Below are 14,726 nucleotides of genomic sequence, written 5' to 3'. Positions count from 1 at the left end.
CTACCCCTTGTTGTTAGCCCGGCTTCGTCTGCGGACTGCGCCGCGGCATCTGGCCTCTATTATTCTCATGAACGAATATCGCGGCGTAGTGCCCCAGAGGGCACGAAGCCGGATGGTGCCGGAGGAGGGAATCGAACCCTCAATGCCTTGCGGCACACGATTTTGAGTCGTGCGCGTCTACCAATTCCGCCACTCCGGCACGCCCTCTATTGTACTCGATGCAGAGAACGGCAGGAAGGGAACGGTGGGGCAGTGCAATGGGATTTCGGGTATGCTGGTACTCCCCATGAAGCCCTACACGACCTTCATCTTCGATTCCTTTTCCCACAACGCGGAAACGGGAACCATCGAACTCGTCTACGCACTGGATGGTGCGGAAGGCCTCACCACAGGCGATGAGATCCGCTTCACCGAAACCCTTACCTTACCCCTGGGCCTTCCCCCTGCGGCAGACAAGCCCGGCTTGCCGGAAGCCCTCCACGCCCTCCACATGATCGGCGGCATCAGTTACTACAAGACCTGCCTCCCCAAAACAATCGAGGTGAGGACGCAGCCGCTCACGGAAGCGCAAGCAAGGTTCTGGCACACGATGTACGAGGAAGGCCTGGGCGAGTTCTTCTTCAGGAACCGGATCGATTTCCGTGGCCTCATTCATTTTCCCTTCGAGCCGGGCTTAGAAACCGGGAGTACTCCCCCTCTCCCCCCGCGAGAAGAGGGAATGCAGGGAAAGAAGGTTCTCGTCCCCATCGGCGGCGGAAAAGACTCGGTGGTCACCGCCGAGCTCCTCCGCAAGGCCGGCGCCACGGTGACCCTGTTCCGCGTGGGGCAACACCCGGTGATCGACCGCTTGGCCGAGGCCATGGGTCTCCCCCTCCTCACCGTCAAGCGCAGCCTCTCCTCCCGCCTCTTCACATTGAACGAGGAGGGCGCCCTCAACGGCCACGTCCCCATTACGGGCTATCTCTCCTTCCTCGCCGTCGTCGTCGCCCTGCTGGGTGATTTTGACGCGGTGGCCTTCGGCAACGAAGAGAGCGCTTCCTACGGCAACGTGACGTACCTGGGAAAGGAGATCAACCACCAGTGGAGCAAGAGCCTGGCGTGCGAAGAGATGGTGCGGAACTACATTGCTGCCTCCATTCATCCCTCCCTCCGGTATTTCAGTCACCTCCGCACGTGGAGCGAATTGAACGTTGTGCGGGAATTCGCCAAGTACCCGCAGTACCTTCCCCTGACGACGAGTTGTAATACCAATTGGAGGATCGTGAAGGAGCGGCCGGCAAACTTATGGTGCGGGGAATGCCCCAAATGCGCCTTCGTCTTCGCCCTGTATGCCGTTTCCCTCCCCCGTCCAACGCTCCTCAAGACCTTCGGCAAGGATCTCTTCGCCGATGCCAACCTCCTCCCCCTGTACAAGCAGCTCCTGGGGCTGGAAGGCTTCAAGCCGTTCGAGTGCGTGGGGACGCCGGAGGAGACCCGGGAGGCCTTCCGCCTCGCCCATGGGCGCAAGGAATGGGAAGGGACGCCGGCTATGGAGCTCTTCACCGCTTCGTTCCCCTCCTGACGCGTGCATATCCGCGAATTCAGCGGCAAGAACGTGTGTATCCTGGGATTCGGCAAGGAGGGCCAATCGATCCTCCGTGCATTGAACGCGCATGCGACGCATTGTGAGATAACGATCGCGGACCGGAATGCGTCGCTCGTCGCTCCTCCCGAAAAGTGCTGGCTGCAGGTGGGCACCGGGTGGCTCATGAACCTGGAGAAGTTCGACGTCCTCATCAAATCCCCCGGTATCCCGCCCTCAATACTCCATACTCATTCCTCCCTACTCACCAATGCCACCCAGATCTTCCTCGATACCGTCGCCGAGGACCGTGCAACCGTCATCGGTGTCACGGGGAGCAAGGGGAAGAGCACCACAGCCAGTTTGATATTTGAGCTCCTCACCGCAGCCGGCAAGAATGCCTCCCTCATCGGGAACATCGGGAATCCCGCGCTCGACTATCTGGAGCGTTCCCAAGAGAACGCATTCTTCGTTCTGGAGATGAGCAGTTACCAATTGATGGACGTGACGAGGAGCCCCCACATTGCCGTGGTCACGAGCTTCTTCCCGGAGCACCTCGATTACCATGGGAGCCTGGAAGCGTACAAGGAAGCCAAGAAGCACGTTACGCGGTTCCAGACGGAGGAGGACCTTGTCTTCTTCCTTCACGATTCCCCGGGGGCGCGGGAAATCGCGGAGGAGAGCGCGGGTAAGAAGATCCCTTTCGGCCCGCAGGATGCGCCGGTGGCGATCGGGGAAACGAAGCTTCTGGGTGTACACAACTTGAGCAACATCGCCGCCGCATGGAAGGTGGCGCAGGAACTGGGCATCCCCAAGGAGACCTGCCTGGATGTGTTTCGCAACTTCCACGGCCTCCCCCACCGCCTGCAGGACCTGGGTGTCTTCCACGACATCACGTGGGTGGATGACGCCATCTCCACCACGCCGGAATCCACCATCGCCGCGCTCGACGCTCTGGGAAGCCGGGTTGCGACCGTGATCCTGGGCGGCCAAGACCGCGGGAATGACTTTTCGGAGCTTGCGAAGAGGATCAAGGGATCGTCCGTCCGCACCGTGATCCTCTTCCCTGGAAGCGGCCCCCGCATCCGCAAGGTGCTTGAGGACGCGGAGGCTACGGTGACGTTCCACGACGCCGATTCCATGGAAGATGCCGTCCGCATTGCACAGGAATCCACACCGGACGGAATGATCTGCCTTCTCTCCACCGCATCCCCGAGTTATGGAATGTTCAAGAATTTCGAGGATAAGGGCGACCAGTTCAAACAATGGATTGGAACGGGCAATGCGTGAATGTCATGGATGCCATGCTGCCGCATGCAGCGCAAGAATCACCTATTGGTTACAACGGTCACCCCAAAGGAGGCATAACTCTTTTTTTTGTCCTACCCAAGCCCAAATCAAAAGACTTGCGATGTTGCTTGTATTTGGGTCTGCAATGCATAGAGTAGTACCGTATGGCACTCAAGAACTCTGCGCGTTGGCTCAAGAAGGAACGGAAGATCGCATCGGTGCTGGCCTCCGTCCCCCATGTGAAGGAACCGGTGTACACGGACGGTGAGCGCGAATTCTCCGCCCAGGACCTCGCCGAGGAGGTGCGCAGGGATTCTTCCCAAGCACGTGAAGCGGTGGACGCATTCTTCTAGCATCCACCTATCCCTCCTTCTTCGCCCCCACCTTCACCTTCGCAGGGCGGAGAACGCGGCCGTGCAGTTCGTAGCCTTCCTGGAGCACTTCGATGACCTTCCCCTCCTCCCCTTCCCCCTGCAGGAGCACTTCGTGCCTGGAGGGATCGAGCGGTTGATGGAGCGCATCGACTTTCTTGAGCCCCATTTCCGTGAGCTGTCGCATCAATTCCTGTTCGATGGCCGTGACCCCCTTTACCCAATCGTTCTCCCGGAGGTCTTCCGGCAGGTGCTGGAAGGCGCGCTGGAAGTTGTCGATGGTGGGCAGCAGTCGCAGCAATAGCGACTCCGCCGCGTACTTCCGCATGTCCTCCGCGCTCTTCTCCAGCCGCATCTTCGCGTTCTGCAGGTCCGCCTGCGCGCGGCCGGCGATGTCCGTGAGCTTCTTCACCTGTTCCTCCAGCTCCCGCACCTTGTCCGCGATCATGCCATCCGCCGCGGGGGGGGTGGATTTGTTTCCCTCTGCTTTCGGCTGCGTCTTCTTGGGTTCCATGACCCTATAGTACCAAATGCAAGGCCTGCCGCGCGAGTTCCCCCCTCATTGCATACTCGAAGTGAGAAACAACCACAAAACAAAAACATTCCCCTCCCCCTATGGGGGAGGGGCTAGGGGAGAGGGAAAAACACACAACCACACCTTCCTTCTGATACAATCATGCCCCATCCATGACGGAACAGCATTCCCATCCCCACTGCGCCGCCTGCGCCCCCGCCGAGCCCCACGGAGTGCAGTTTTGGGTGGAACTCGGGGGCGCCCTGGCTTTGATCCTCATCCTGGGAAAACTCCTTGCGCCCCTCGGACTCACCATCACGACGCCCGCCGACAGCACCACCGGCTTGGGAGCGGTGTTTCTCTTCGGTTTCGTCGCTTCCTCCAGCAGCTGCCTGAGCTTGGTGGGGGGGCTCCTCCTCTCCCTCTCCATCGCATGGAGAGAAGTTGCGGACAGGGAAACACCCGCCCGCCGCCTGCTCCCGCTCCTCCTCTTCAACGGCGGAAGGCTGGCGGGGTTCTTTCTTCTGGGAGGCGCCATCGGCGCGCTCGGCGCCGTGTTGCAACCCTCCCTGCGCTCCACGGGCGCCCTCACGGCGGTCATTTCCGCCATCATGGTACTCCTGGGGCTGCACCTCCTCCGCCTCCTCCCACGCTTTCCTTTCCGCTCCCCCTTCTCCGGCAGAGTGACCAACCGCCTGATGCGGATGGCGCGTTCGGGGAGCGCCCCCATCGCCCTTTTGCTGGGCGCCCTCACGTTCTTCCTCCCCTGCGGCTTCACGCAGTCCATGCAGCTCTTCGCCCTCTCCTCGGGGAATTTCCTCAAAGGCGGGACCATCATGCTCGTCTTCGCCCTGGGCACCCTGCCCTCCCTCCTGGGCATAAGCCTCTTGAGCTCGTTGGCGGAAGGGGCGTTCCTCCGCTGGTTCTTCAAGTTCTCCGGCATGCTGGTGGTGGTGTTGGGGCTCCTCAACCTGCGCGGCGGGCTCCTGCTCCTCGGCGTGGACGTGGTTTCCTTCCTTCCCGCTCCCCTGGCGCAGGACCGGGACCCCTCCGTGTCCATTGATGAACAAGGGCGGCAGGTCATCGCCGTCACGGTCACGAGCCTGGGGTATTCCCCCTCCTCCTTCACCATCCGCGCGGGGAAGGAGACGTGGGTGTACGCCTACGCCCCCGAGGATGTAGCGGGCTGCGCCGCATTCCTCACCGCCCCCGCTTACAACCTCGCCACACCCATTCAAAAGGGAGGGAACTGGCTGGGACCCATCTCCGACCCCCGGAAGGACTTTTCCCTCACCTGTTCCATGGGCATGTACCGGGCGGAGGTGCATGTTATCCAACAATAGATAGGGAGACGTGCGCGAGACTACAGACATCAGAGTGCTTTTGTATCAGCCAAAATTTACTGATTCGTGGCAAATACAAAAGCGGACCGCCCCCTTGCGGGAGCGGCGCCGCTCTTGATGAAGAATTGCGAGTGAATGGACGTCCTCTCTCACTCAGCCGGGACTTCTTCAGGCGTCCCGTCTACCGGCACTTCCTCGGCCGCGGGATCCACCACTTCCTCGTCCGTGGGGGGCAACGTCTCCTCAATCATGGGAGGCGTGGGCTCCTCAACGGGAGGCGTGGGCTCCTCAACGGGAGGAGTAGCACTGCAGGCGGTGAGCAGAAGCCCTATCGCCGCAGTAGACAAGAACGTACGCATGCGAACAGACATGGTATGTTTGGAAAAAAGTAAAGGACTGACGAAGCATAGCAGTCGGCGGAATTGTTGGGCACTCTATTCCGCTGGACAAACGCCATGTTGTCCACTCTCTTTACTCCTGGATAACAATAGTTCCTGTCATGTCCATATGTCCTTCTCCGCAGGGCACGGAGCAACGGAACTGGAAGGTGCCGGCGCGGTCCGTGGGGAATTCCGTGGTCACCGTCTGGCCTTCGGGAATGTCGGTATTCAAGCCCAACTCCGGAACCAGGAAACCGTGGTGGCCTTGGATGGCCGTAATGCGGAATGCCACCTTTTCTCCCTTCTTGAGGGTTATGGCGGAGGGGGAGAACTCCCAATCCTTGGCGGTGATATCGATCACGCGGACTGCCGCGGAAGCACCGGAGGCGGACAGGGCGCCGCCATCGAGGGAAGAGGAGCTGCTGGAAGCCTCTTCTTGCAGGACAGAGGAAACCGCGGAAGATGATGACGAGGAGGTATCTTCACCGTCGGGGACGGGGGTACCGGCTCCCGTACAGGCGCTCAAGACAAGAAGAACTGCGGAAACGGCAAATGTTCGCATGCGAACGGACATAGGGAGAGGGGAAAGTGTAGGGGAAAATACTGCTTATGAAACGGAATGAGGGGCAGTTTCTTACGTGCGTTGAATCATTCTGTTGCTCTCAGAGGACAGCCACGTTCTTCTGGAAGAATCAGTAACCAGAATATTTCTTGACGTTTGATAGTTATGAATATATATTCAATACGTTTCATTTCTTACCCCCACGTATATGCCAGCATTGGATGGAACAGGTCCCCTGGGATACGGTCTAATGACCGGCTGGGGCAGGGGCTGCTGCGCCGGAAACGGACGCGGAATGGGGCGCGGGTTCGGCCGCAGAGGCTTCTTCGGGTTCCCCTCCTCTAGGCGCCCACGCATCACGGCGGCTGATGAGCGCACGATGCTCGCCGAGGAAGTGCAAGGGATCTCGGAGTACCTCAAAGAACTCCAGGCGCGCCTCAAGGAACTCGGCGGCAAGTGATACACTTGCCCCATGGTCCGTCCCCTCAAACCACGGTGCATCGGCGCCGAACCCGGCGCAACGTACTTCAAGCCCCGCGGCATCCCGCTGCGCACGTTGGAACAGGTCATCCTCACGTTGGATGAGGTGGAGGCATTGCGCCTGAAGAACCTCAAAGAGATGGACCAGACGGCAGCCGCGAAGAAGATGGGCGTCTCCCAGAGCACTTTCCAGCGTATCCTTGTCTCCGCAAACAAGAAGACCGCCGACGCGCTCCTCAACGGGAAGGCGATCAAGATCGAGGGGGGCGTGGTGAGAGGGAGGTGTTAGAGCTAGAAATGCCCTTCAAGTAGCGCAATATCTGATGCATACTACACCTATCCCCGTGCCACGGTAGCTCAGTTGGTAGAGCACAGGACTCATAAGCCTGGGGTCGCCAGTTCAATCCTGGCCCGTGGCACCATTGGCGTTTCATACCTCATCACTTCGACTTTTGCTCATACTTCTTCATCATTTCCACGTTCTTCCACCATGGATAGTGTGGTCGGTCGCCGCCCGTCATCCAGAAGAACAGCATTCTGCAGAAGAGAAGTGCCATGTAAAAGATGACAATGAGCGCGAGGAACCCCACGAGTGAGATATCCTGCAGTGTGACTTTGTTCTGAAGTATGGCGACGAAGAAGCCTACGACAACCAAAGCGACTATGAGAACTTCTCCGATGGTGCTGCGGCTTACCGGACGAGGATTGTGTGAATTTTCCATATGCGGGAAGCGTAGCAGAATCCGGCTTTCAACGGTAGTGAGATGCCTCTATCTGTTACATTCTATCCATATGAACACATGGTTTTAACGAAGGCCGCCTGCTCTTTCGAACAGGCGGCGCTTGCCGTGGTATTACTTGTACTTTGTCCACCCCACATCTGATGCTATGAAACCGCTTCGCTGCAAGGTTGTCTGAAGGATTTCATTTTGGGCAAAGGGGAGGAAGCAGACCACACTTCCACACATGTTCCAGAATTCCCTGATGAACGCCTGATAGACCTCTGTCCTAAGGCCTTTAGACAAGGGCGGGGAAACCAAAACGAGAGGAACATACACTTTCCCCCTCAGAATATGGAAGAACGCCCATCCGAGCGGCGTATTGAGGAGTTCGGCTTTCGCAAGCCTGGTATCCTCATCCATACCACTCGGATCCATGGGACTTTTCCGCGCAATCCAGCGAAAGTAAGCGGCATCTTTGACCCATCTGTCCGGCAGGTCCGTCGGATACACAAGCTTCACGCGTAGGTCGCCCATCGGTTGCCCAAGGCATTCTGTTAGAAATTTCTGCGCTCCTTCCCTCACGCCAATGTGAGTCCAATAGTTTACCACTTCCAGATTCATCACACACGCTCCTTTCCCCCACGGCATCCTCTCTCGTTGCAGAGGGAAGCCGTGGCACTAAACGAAGGCTGCCCATCCGTACAACGGAACATCCGCTGTACCGTAGAGAGAGAATGGATGGAGGAAGAACGATGTTTCCAAAGAACAAACGAAGGGGGGAGACTATACCGCACCGTACTATCGGTCAATGGCCCGCATTCGCTCATTCCCTGCCGATTCCCGTGTCTCCTTCCACCGGAACATCGCCCCCCTTCCCTCATGCCACCCCGTTCAGCTTGTTCGCCTCGTTCACTTCCTCCTCCAGGATTTCCCACGGGAAGAGGACGGTATTGGGGCGGATGTGCTTCTTGCGGATGTCCTCGGCGTTCGCCACAAAGAGCTCGTCCGTGAGCGCGCCGTAGAAGTATTCTTCCACGCCATCCAGCTTGTCCGGCCCTCCGTACGCCTTGGTGACCGTGGCGTAGAAGAGCCTGGCCTCGGGATACTTCTGCCGCATGATGCGGATGGCCTTGCGCGCCGTGGTGCCGTGGCCGGTGTTGTTTTCGCAGAGGAGGATCACGGGGTTTTTGGGCACGCCCCAGTTGAGCTTGGTGACGATCACCTCCACCGGCTCCATGGACCCCGGCAGGCGCTTGAGCTGGATGGGGAGCATGGTGACGATGTTGAAGTGGATGGCGATCATGGCGCCGGGGATGCCGCCGCTGCGGAGAATGGGCGCGATGAGGTTGAAGCGTATGCCCGTGTCCTTCATGTACTTCTCCAGCTTGCGGATAAGCGTATCCATCGCCCGCCCAAACTCGCCCCACTCCATGGGGTTCACGTTATCGGAGATCAGTTTCCGGGGGATGAGCATGCGCCGATTCTATCACACTTCCAGGAGGGCGGGGATGAGCCCGGTGGCGGGATCGTCTCCTCGTCCCAGGCGGCTCTTCCCAAGAGACGAACGCGCGTCACAGCCCGAACATCCTCCGCAGACCGGAGCGTTTCTTGGCTTTGGGGGCGTGTTTCTTGCCCTTCACTTTCTTCGCCCGGGGCAGTTCCTTCACCAGATCTTCCAGCACCGTGCCTTCCTCGAAGGGGACGATGCGCGCCACGGGTTGCGCGTGCCGCATAATGACAATGGACTTCCCCTCCTCCTGCGCCTCCTGCAGGTAGCGCGTCATGTTGGATCGGAATTCACGGACACTCACGAGGTTTGCTCGGGACATGGTTCTGGGGGAATGGGTAGCGCCGATGATGGTACACATATGTGTACACATTTCAAGGCCTTTCCCTTGACGGATCCTCCCCCTGAGCCCACATGCCCTCCCGTCCACTTCACCTTCCCTTCTCCCTCTTCCCTTATCGCTGAATGTGCATCGTGGATTTTTCCACTGCGTGTATACTCATCGCATGTCTGAAAAAGTGACACTCCTCTGCTTGCATGGATGGGGAGGTTCCCGCGCATCCTTCACGGAACTCCGCGCCGCCCTCAAGGGAACCGAACTCACCATCCTCACGCCCGACCTCCCCGGATTCGGAAAAGAACCCGAGCCTGCACATCCCTGGACTGTCACGGACTATGCGGAATGGGTGGAGCGCCTGGTGAAGATGAAGGAGATCGAAAATCCCCTCTTCCTGTTGGGTCATTCCCACGGCGGAAGGATTGCGCTCAAGGTGGCCTACCGCGGAAAGGTGAAGATCAAGCACCTCTACTTGTGCGCCGCAGCGGGCATTCGCCATCCCAAACACTTCCGCCGCGCACTGGGGTTGATGGTCGCCAAGCCCGGCAAGCTTCTCCTCTCGCTTCCCGGCCTCAAGCAACTGGACGGCCTGGGCAAGAAGGCGCTCTACAAGCTCTTCCGCGTCCACGATTACGAAACGGCCAGCCCGGTGATGCGCCAGACTATGGTGAACGTGTCCAAGGAGGACCTGCGTCCGCTCCTCCCTTTCATCAAGATGCCAACCGACATCTTCTGGGGGGAGAAGGACGGTATGACCCCCGTTTCCGACGCCCGCCTGATGCATGAGAGGATCAAGAAGAGCACCCTCCATCTGTTCCCCGACGTCCGCCACCGCGTCCACAGGGACAAGGCGGAGGAGATCGCGGAGGTGATTCGGAAGCACCTTCGCTGAGCCTCTCGCGTTCTACGCCCTATTTTTTAGGCACATGGACGTATTGACAGTGATGCATGCAAAGGGAAAGATGCGAGTCATTCCTTCAACGATAACCACCTTTTTCAAGAAAGGAGGACAGAAGAAGGAACACAACGATCAGGCCTCGAGAGGCATACACCTCCCGCTCTCTCGAGGCCGTTTTTTTGATGATCAACGCCGATATCCTGCGCCGCTTGCCGCAGACAGGAACCGGAAAGGTGGATGCAGGCGTATCCCCGGCAGACGGCCGCAGGGCTGCACGGCGCTTTTCCGCAGCGGATCGGCCTTTCCCACTGCTGACCGTTCCTCCGACTTCCAGTATCATTCTTCCCATGGATGCCCTTCTTCTCACCGTGCCGCTGGGCTTGTTGGCGGCGCTCTCCCCCCTCCTCACCTATGCCTCGCTCTGGCAGGTCAAGGAGTGGCGCTGGGACAGGCTGCGGGAAGAAATCGTGCGGGAGCGGACGATCCTGCCGCTCGTAGGAGGAAAGATCCGGCCGCTCCTCGTCATCGTTTATGCCATCACCCTGTTCTTCTTGCGGACCGGGAGCCTGGTCCCGGCGACTCTCCTCCTGCTCTCGCTCCTCACCGTCATCCAGTTCGCCTTCCGCAAGCAGCGGACGCCCGTATGGACCTCCAAAGCGAAAGCCCTCGTGGCGCTCGCCCTCCTTCTCGATACCGCACTCATCATCGCCGCCCCCTTTTTCTTTCGCCATGCGCCATTCGTCATTCCCCTCCTCCCCCTTCTCCAATCCGCCGTCCTCACCCTCTCCTGGGCGCTCTTCCTGCCGGTGGACCGCGCGCTGAAGAGGAGGATCTTTGCGGCCGCACGAGCGGTGCGCAGCGCCCATCCCGAACTGCTCGTGATCGGCATCACGGGGAGCGTGGGAAAGACGACCACTAAGGAACTCCTGGCACATGTGCTTTCTGGTAAAACAAGCAGCCAGGCCGGGGCATCCAACAACCCGTCTCTCCTCTCTCCGGCGGAGAGAGGACAGGAGGAGAGAGGTCAGGTGGGTGAGGTCCTCTTCACCCCGGCGCACGTGAATACGGAAGTGGGCGTGGCGCAGTGGATGCTTAAAAACCTCTCGGGGAAGACGATCCCCCGGGGCACGCCCTTGATCATAGAAATGGGCGCCTACCGCAAGGGGGAGATCCGCAACCTCTGCTCCATCGTGCAGCCGCGCTTCGGCATCGTCACCTTCATCGGCAACCAGCACTTGGCGCTCTTCGGATCGTCACGGGCGCTCTTGGAAGCCAAGGGGGAACTGCTGCAGGCGCTGCCGGACGAGGGGCATGCGTTCCTGAACGGCGACTGCGAACGATGCAGGGACATGCGCGCGTTCTGCCGCTGCCCCGTGACGGTGGTGGGAACGGGCGGCGCCGCGGACTTGGAAGCGTTCGATATTGAAGAGACGACCTCGGGCATCCGGTTCACCGTGGGAGACGTCCCCTTCTCCCTTCCCCTCCACGGCACGCACAACGTAGCCAACATCCTCCTCGTCATCGCCGTGGCGGAGCGGCTGGGGATTTCCCGCAAAGCGATAGCGGAACGGATTCGGACCTTTACGCCGCCGCACCGGACGTTCGAAGTGCGCAGGGAACGGGACGTGACGGTGCTGGATGACACGCACAACGCCTCCGCCGCCAGCTTCAAGGCGGCTATCGCCTGGGCAAAGAACCAGCCTTTTGAGCGCAAGATCCTGCTCACGAGCGGCATCATCGAGCTGGGGGAGGAACACGAGCGGACCCACCGGGAACTGGGGATGCTCTCCGCCGCGGTCTTCCATGACGCCGTCTTCCTGGACCCCGGGAGCGCTACGTTCTTCGCGGAGGGATACGGAAAGCCCGTGTCGAGTCTCACCCGGCTAACCCCCCGCGTCCCCGCAGGATCCCTCCTGGTCTGCGTCGGCAGGATGTCCCCGGCCACCCTCCAACGATTCCTACCGTTTTCCTGACATGGACGCCCCGGCGGGGCGTCCCTACCATCCCTGTTTTCCCTCGCACTGAACATGATGACACGTCCCATCCATCATACGTTCGCCCCCCTCGCGGACCGCCGGCAGGTCCTCTCCGCCCTCGCGTGGATCCTCCGCGGTTGGAAAGGGAGAAAGTTGGCGCGGCTCCAATTGATGAACGCGCTGGAAGAACGCTTCGGGGGGAGAGCCTTCCTCTTCGCCTCCGGCAGGGAAGCGCTCCTGGCGCTGTTCCAAGGGGATCCCGAACGGTTCCGGAAGGGCGATGAGGTGATCGTGCAGGGGTACACCTGCGTGGTGGTGCCCAACGCCGTACAGGCGGCCGGGCTCGTGCCGATGTACGCGGATATCGAAAAGGCGACGCTGAGCCTGGATCCCCAAGCCGTAGAGCGCGCCATCACGCCTCGGACCAAAGCCGTGCTCTGCCAGCACACCTTCGGCATTCCGGCGCCTGTCGCCGCCCTTCGGGAAATCTGCGATAGGCACAACCTCCTCTTGATCGAAGACTGCGCCCACATACTGCCGGATGACCGGGGGCCGGAGGACGTGGGATCGCGCGGCGACGCCCTCCTCTTGAGCTTCGGACGGGATAAGGCGATCTCGGGCATCACCGGCGGCGCTATTGTCGTAAGGACGCGGCCTGCCGCGTCCCTACTCCGTGACTATGAACAACAAACAACGTCACTCCCGCGGAACGTCATCCTCCGCCTCCTCCTCTATCCCCTCCTCTACACCCTCGCCCGCCCCCTCTACGGCATCGGCGCGGGGAAGCTGATGCTTGCCGCAGCCCGCTCCCTCCGCCTTTTGCTCCCCATCGTCACGGGGGAAGAGAAGCACGGGAAACAGGGAATGGTCTTGCACGCCATGCCGGAGCCCTGCGCCGCCCTGGCGTTGCAGCAGTGGAGGAACCTGCGGGCGATCAATGACCACCGCCGCATGCTCACCGGAACGTACCTGCAAGCCTGCGCGGCACACGGCTGGGGCGTTCTCCACGGCATCCGCAGTGACCTTCCGCTGCAGAAATTCCCGCTCTTCATGAAGGACGCAAAGAAGATCCGCAGGGAGCTCAAGCAGCGGAACATCCACCTCAACGACGGCTGGACGGGTTGCGTGGTATGCCCCGCGGACGTCCGGGTGGACGAGGTGGGGTACCGTAAGGGAACGGACCCCCGGGCGGAGGAAGCATGCGAAGAGATCCTGACGCTCCCCACGCATACGGGCATGCGGATGAAAGACGCGGAACGGCTCATCAGAGCTTTGCACCCATTCTTACAAGAACACCGATTGGATGGCCTCGAATGATCAATCCTGTGCGGGATTCATTACAATTCCCATGAAGAGAGGCTCCTGCGTTTCGGTAGTGATGATGGCAAAGAAGAAGGGCTTGTTCACTTCCATAGAGAACGGCTCCGGAGGTTCACTGTTAATCCCCACTCCTGTAGCTATCCCAAAGCCGATGGGGCTTGCGGCCGCCGCCTTCGTCCCCTCCTCATTCACCTCCATTGATACTTTCTGACCGACAAATCCAATCTTAGTCGGTTCCTCTGAAAGCCCCGGGAAATTTGCAGAATCAAGAAATGCCTGCGACATACCAAGCTGATTGAGCGCGCTCTTCAAATCACTTTGCTCACTGCTCCATTCCATGCGAAAACGAGGAAGCAGAAGAGTGCCGTTTTCCTCCTCATATAGCCACATCCATCTCATCCAATCAGAATAAGTGATTGAACCAAGGAATGTATGCACATCTGAAGTCTTGGGAAGAAGGACAACCATCTGCATCTCCTTGTTATCGCCATAGGGGAGACGTACGGATTGGAACGTCTTCGTTTCCAGATACTGCATCATGTCTGACCTCTTCATGAAAGGATGCATGAGCGAGGAAGCATCGGTTAATGAAAATCTCCTTTCCTCCGTGTCATCAGGCCTAAAGGGCTCCTTCCATTTCCCTTGAAAATACAGGGCATTGAGAAGAATCATTCCCATCTCGTCATCCAATCTATCAATGACACTCGGAATCTTTCCCTGCGTCTTTTCATTTACCCATCCATTGATCCGTTGCAAGGCTTGGGGTGACGAAATATCCAGCGTATCTCCTTCCATAAAATAGGACTGTTCCATCGTCGTCTTAAAAGAATCCTTCAGAGGGTATCCTTGCTTAAGCCAAATGGAATTGGCGATACTGACCTGGATTTGTTGATCAAGAGAACCCAGATGCGCAATCGATCGCTTTGCAGCGGCATTGATTGCATCGATGGAATAGTTCTCCAAATGAAGCGTCCGAGCAATCTCATCTCTTGTCTGCCCTTCAGCACCGTTCATCGTCATCGACAGTGACCAGGCAAGACCGGCTGGGGAGAAGAGGAGATTGCGATCTTGTCTCTGCATACCCAGAAGCCGGAGAAGATCGAATCCAAAATCGACATGTGCTTCGGGAATGTCGGCGGGTTCCTCCTGCACAATCTGCTTATTGCGATTCACAACAATAAAGCCGCCAAGGGCAACCAGAACGGCCACGAGTACCAAAAGGAAGAGCCGCTTCGACTGCATTCACTTGAAATGCTACATCTCCCGGCTGCACGAGAAAGCAAAATGCATTGACTGGCGAGAAAGAGTATCTGAATTACTTGCGATGACAGCCCCTGCCTCTCCCGCGAGAGAGTGCTCACCCAATCCATTCAATTCCTCTTGCTGAACGAAGGTGGAGGGGTGGTGCGCCACCTTTTCGCCGGAAAAGGTGGCAAATCAACAATCAACAGATGTGTCTGCCATT

General features: G+C 59.0%; 17 protein-coding genes and 2 tRNA genes. 10 read left to right on the top strand and 9 right to left on the bottom strand.

Annotated elements, in window-relative coordinates:
• Positions 1 to 113: 113 nt before the first annotated feature.
• Positions 114 to 199: transfer RNA gene (locus WC698_01330), tRNA-Leu, on the bottom strand.
• 87 nt (positions 200 to 286) lie between these two features.
• Between WC698_01330 and WC698_01325 the strand changes: the two genes are divergently transcribed.
• From WC698_01325 to WC698_01315, 3 genes are all read left to right on the top strand, one after another.
• On the top strand, positions 287 to 1,561 hold the full coding sequence (locus WC698_01325; protein ID MFA6038890.1) for a hypothetical protein: 1,275 nt from the start codon (positions 287 to 289) through the stop codon (positions 1,559 to 1,561).
• Between the two features lie 3 nt (positions 1,562 to 1,564).
• Positions 1,565 to 2,851 (top strand): UDP-N-acetylmuramoyl-L-alanine--D-glutamate ligase, encoded by a 1,287-nt coding sequence (gene murD / locus WC698_01320; protein ID MFA6038889.1) that lies wholly within the window; start codon positions 1,565 to 1,567, stop codon positions 2,849 to 2,851.
• Positions 2,852 to 3,015: 164 nt separating this feature from the next.
• Positions 3,016 to 3,204 (top strand): hypothetical protein, encoded by a 189-nt coding sequence (locus WC698_01315; GenBank protein ID MFA6038888.1) that lies wholly within the window; start codon positions 3,016 to 3,018, stop codon positions 3,202 to 3,204.
• 7 nt (positions 3,205 to 3,211) lie between these two features.
• On the opposite strand, the gene WC698_01310 is transcribed toward WC698_01315, so the two are convergent.
• Entirely contained in the window at positions 3,212 to 3,736 is a 525-nt protein-coding gene (locus tag WC698_01310; protein MFA6038887.1) for a nucleotide exchange factor GrpE, read from the bottom strand.
• A gap of 173 nt (positions 3,737 to 3,909) precedes the next feature.
• On the opposite strand from WC698_01310, the gene WC698_01305 reads away from it, so the two are divergent.
• Positions 3,910 to 5,079 carry a sulfite exporter TauE/SafE family protein gene (locus WC698_01305; protein MFA6038886.1) on the top strand — a complete coding sequence of 390 codons (1,170 nt, stop codon included), beginning with the start codon at positions 3,910 to 3,912 and terminating at the stop codon, positions 5,077 to 5,079.
• A 149-nt stretch (positions 5,080 to 5,228) separates the two neighbouring features.
• Here the strand turns inward: WC698_01305 and WC698_01300 are convergent, their stop codons facing one another.
• Entirely contained in the window at positions 5,229 to 5,438 is a 210-nt protein-coding gene (locus WC698_01300; protein MFA6038885.1) for a hypothetical protein, read from the bottom strand.
• A gap of 112 nt (positions 5,439 to 5,550) precedes the next feature.
• A complete protein-coding gene (locus WC698_01295) occupies positions 5,551 to 6,033 on the bottom strand; it encodes a cupredoxin domain-containing protein (protein MFA6038884.1) in 483 nt (160 codons plus the stop codon).
• Between the two features lie 196 nt (positions 6,034 to 6,229).
• On the opposite strand from WC698_01295, the gene WC698_01290 reads away from it, so the two are divergent.
• From WC698_01290 to WC698_01280, 3 genes are all read left to right on the top strand, one after another.
• Positions 6,230 to 6,481 (top strand): DUF5320 domain-containing protein, encoded by a 252-nt coding sequence (locus WC698_01290; protein ID MFA6038883.1) that lies wholly within the window; start codon positions 6,230 to 6,232, stop codon positions 6,479 to 6,481.
• A 12-nt stretch (positions 6,482 to 6,493) separates the two neighbouring features.
• Complete coding sequence (locus WC698_01285; protein ID MFA6038882.1) at positions 6,494 to 6,790, top strand: DUF134 domain-containing protein; 297 nt, start codon at positions 6,494 to 6,496, stop codon at positions 6,788 to 6,790.
• A gap of 57 nt (positions 6,791 to 6,847) precedes the next feature.
• Positions 6,848 to 6,923, top strand: a tRNA-Met gene (locus WC698_01280).
• 18 nt (positions 6,924 to 6,941) lie between these two features.
• On the opposite strand, the gene WC698_01275 is transcribed toward WC698_01280, so the two are convergent.
• The 4 genes from WC698_01275 to WC698_01260 all read right to left on the bottom strand — a co-directional run bounded on the left by WC698_01275 (position 6,942) and on the right by WC698_01260 (position 9,052).
• Positions 6,942 to 7,223, bottom strand: a complete 282-nt coding sequence (locus WC698_01275) for a hypothetical protein (protein ID MFA6038881.1) — start codon at positions 7,221 to 7,223, stop codon at positions 6,942 to 6,944.
• A 132-nt stretch (positions 7,224 to 7,355) separates the two neighbouring features.
• A complete protein-coding gene (locus WC698_01270; protein MFA6038880.1) occupies positions 7,356 to 7,643 on the bottom strand; it encodes a hypothetical protein in 288 nt (95 codons plus the stop codon).
• A gap of 457 nt (positions 7,644 to 8,100) precedes the next feature.
• A complete protein-coding gene (locus WC698_01265) occupies positions 8,101 to 8,697 on the bottom strand; it encodes a phosphoribosyltransferase (GenBank protein MFA6038879.1) in 597 nt (198 codons plus the stop codon).
• A gap of 97 nt (positions 8,698 to 8,794) precedes the next feature.
• Positions 8,795 to 9,052 carry a type II toxin-antitoxin system Phd/YefM family antitoxin gene (locus tag WC698_01260; protein ID MFA6038878.1) on the bottom strand — a complete coding sequence of 86 codons (258 nt, stop codon included), beginning with the start codon at positions 9,050 to 9,052 and terminating at the stop codon, positions 8,795 to 8,797.
• A gap of 184 nt (positions 9,053 to 9,236) precedes the next feature.
• Between WC698_01260 and WC698_01255 the strand changes: the two genes are divergently transcribed.
• From WC698_01255 to WC698_01245, 3 genes are all read left to right on the top strand, one after another.
• The gene (locus WC698_01255; GenBank protein MFA6038877.1) at positions 9,237 to 9,959 is read left to right on the top strand and encodes an alpha/beta hydrolase; all 723 of its coding nucleotides are present in this window, start codon (positions 9,237 to 9,239) and stop codon (positions 9,957 to 9,959) included.
• 353 nt (positions 9,960 to 10,312) lie between these two features.
• Positions 10,313 to 11,938: a UDP-N-acetylmuramoyl-tripeptide--D-alanyl-D-alanine ligase gene (murF, locus tag WC698_01250; GenBank protein MFA6038876.1), complete on the top strand. Its 1,626-nt coding sequence runs from the start codon at positions 10,313 to 10,315 to the stop codon at positions 11,936 to 11,938.
• Positions 11,939 to 11,992: 54 nt separating this feature from the next.
• Complete coding sequence (locus tag WC698_01245; protein ID MFA6038875.1) at positions 11,993 to 13,258, top strand: aminotransferase class I/II-fold pyridoxal phosphate-dependent enzyme; 1,266 nt, start codon at positions 11,993 to 11,995, stop codon at positions 13,256 to 13,258.
• Here WC698_01245 and WC698_01240 read toward each other — a convergent pair whose 3' ends face one another.
• Positions 13,259 to 14,503: a serpin family protein gene (locus WC698_01240; protein MFA6038874.1), complete on the bottom strand. Its 1,245-nt coding sequence runs from the start codon at positions 14,501 to 14,503 to the stop codon at positions 13,259 to 13,261.
• Between the last annotated feature and the right edge of the window lie 223 nt (positions 14,504 to 14,726).

Source organism: Candidatus Peribacteraceae bacterium, from assembly GCA_041661065.1.
GTDB lineage: Bacteria > Patescibacteriota > Gracilibacteria > Peribacterales > Peribacteraceae > CAIKAD01.
This window is presented reverse-complemented; position numbering and strand designations above follow the sequence as displayed.

Excerpts from the sequence above, each read along its gene's own strand:
- WC698_01265 (MFA6038879.1), bottom strand. The coding sequence starts at position 8,697 with ATGCTCATCCCCCGGAAACTGATCTCCGATAACGTGAACCCCATGGAG.
- WC698_01305 (MFA6038886.1), top strand. The coding sequence starts at position 3,910 with ATGACGGAACAGCATTCCCATCCCCACTGCGCCGCCTGCGCCCCCGCC.
- WC698_01285 (MFA6038882.1), top strand. The coding sequence starts at position 6,494 with ATGGTCCGTCCCCTCAAACCACGGTGCATCGGCGCCGAACCCGGCGCA.
- WC698_01295 (MFA6038884.1), bottom strand. The coding sequence starts at position 6,033 with ATGTCCGTTCGCATGCGAACATTTGCCGTTTCCGCAGTTCTTCTTGTC.
- WC698_01260 (MFA6038878.1), bottom strand. The coding sequence starts at position 9,052 with ATGTCCCGAGCAAACCTCGTGAGTGTCCGTGAATTCCGATCCAACATG.
- WC698_01315 (MFA6038888.1), top strand. The coding sequence starts at position 3,016 with ATGGCACTCAAGAACTCTGCGCGTTGGCTCAAGAAGGAACGGAAGATC.
- WC698_01270 (MFA6038880.1), bottom strand. The coding sequence starts at position 7,643 with ATGGATGAGGATACCAGGCTTGCGAAAGCCGAACTCCTCAATACGCCG.
- murF (MFA6038876.1), top strand. The coding sequence starts at position 10,313 with ATGGATGCCCTTCTTCTCACCGTGCCGCTGGGCTTGTTGGCGGCGCTC.
- WC698_01325 (MFA6038890.1), top strand. The coding sequence starts at position 287 with ATGAAGCCCTACACGACCTTCATCTTCGATTCCTTTTCCCACAACGCG.
- WC698_01310 (MFA6038887.1), bottom strand. The coding sequence starts at position 3,736 with ATGGAACCCAAGAAGACGCAGCCGAAAGCAGAGGGAAACAAATCCACC.
- WC698_01240 (MFA6038874.1), bottom strand. The coding sequence starts at position 14,503 with ATGCAGTCGAAGCGGCTCTTCCTTTTGGTACTCGTGGCCGTTCTGGTT.
- WC698_01290 (MFA6038883.1), top strand. The coding sequence starts at position 6,230 with ATGCCAGCATTGGATGGAACAGGTCCCCTGGGATACGGTCTAATGACC.
- WC698_01300 (MFA6038885.1), bottom strand. The coding sequence starts at position 5,438 with ATGCGTACGTTCTTGTCTACTGCGGCGATAGGGCTTCTGCTCACCGCC.
- WC698_01255 (MFA6038877.1), top strand. The coding sequence starts at position 9,237 with ATGTCTGAAAAAGTGACACTCCTCTGCTTGCATGGATGGGGAGGTTCC.
- WC698_01245 (MFA6038875.1), top strand. The coding sequence starts at position 11,993 with ATGATGACACGTCCCATCCATCATACGTTCGCCCCCCTCGCGGACCGC.
- WC698_01275 (MFA6038881.1), bottom strand. The coding sequence starts at position 7,223 with ATGGAAAATTCACACAATCCTCGTCCGGTAAGCCGCAGCACCATCGGA.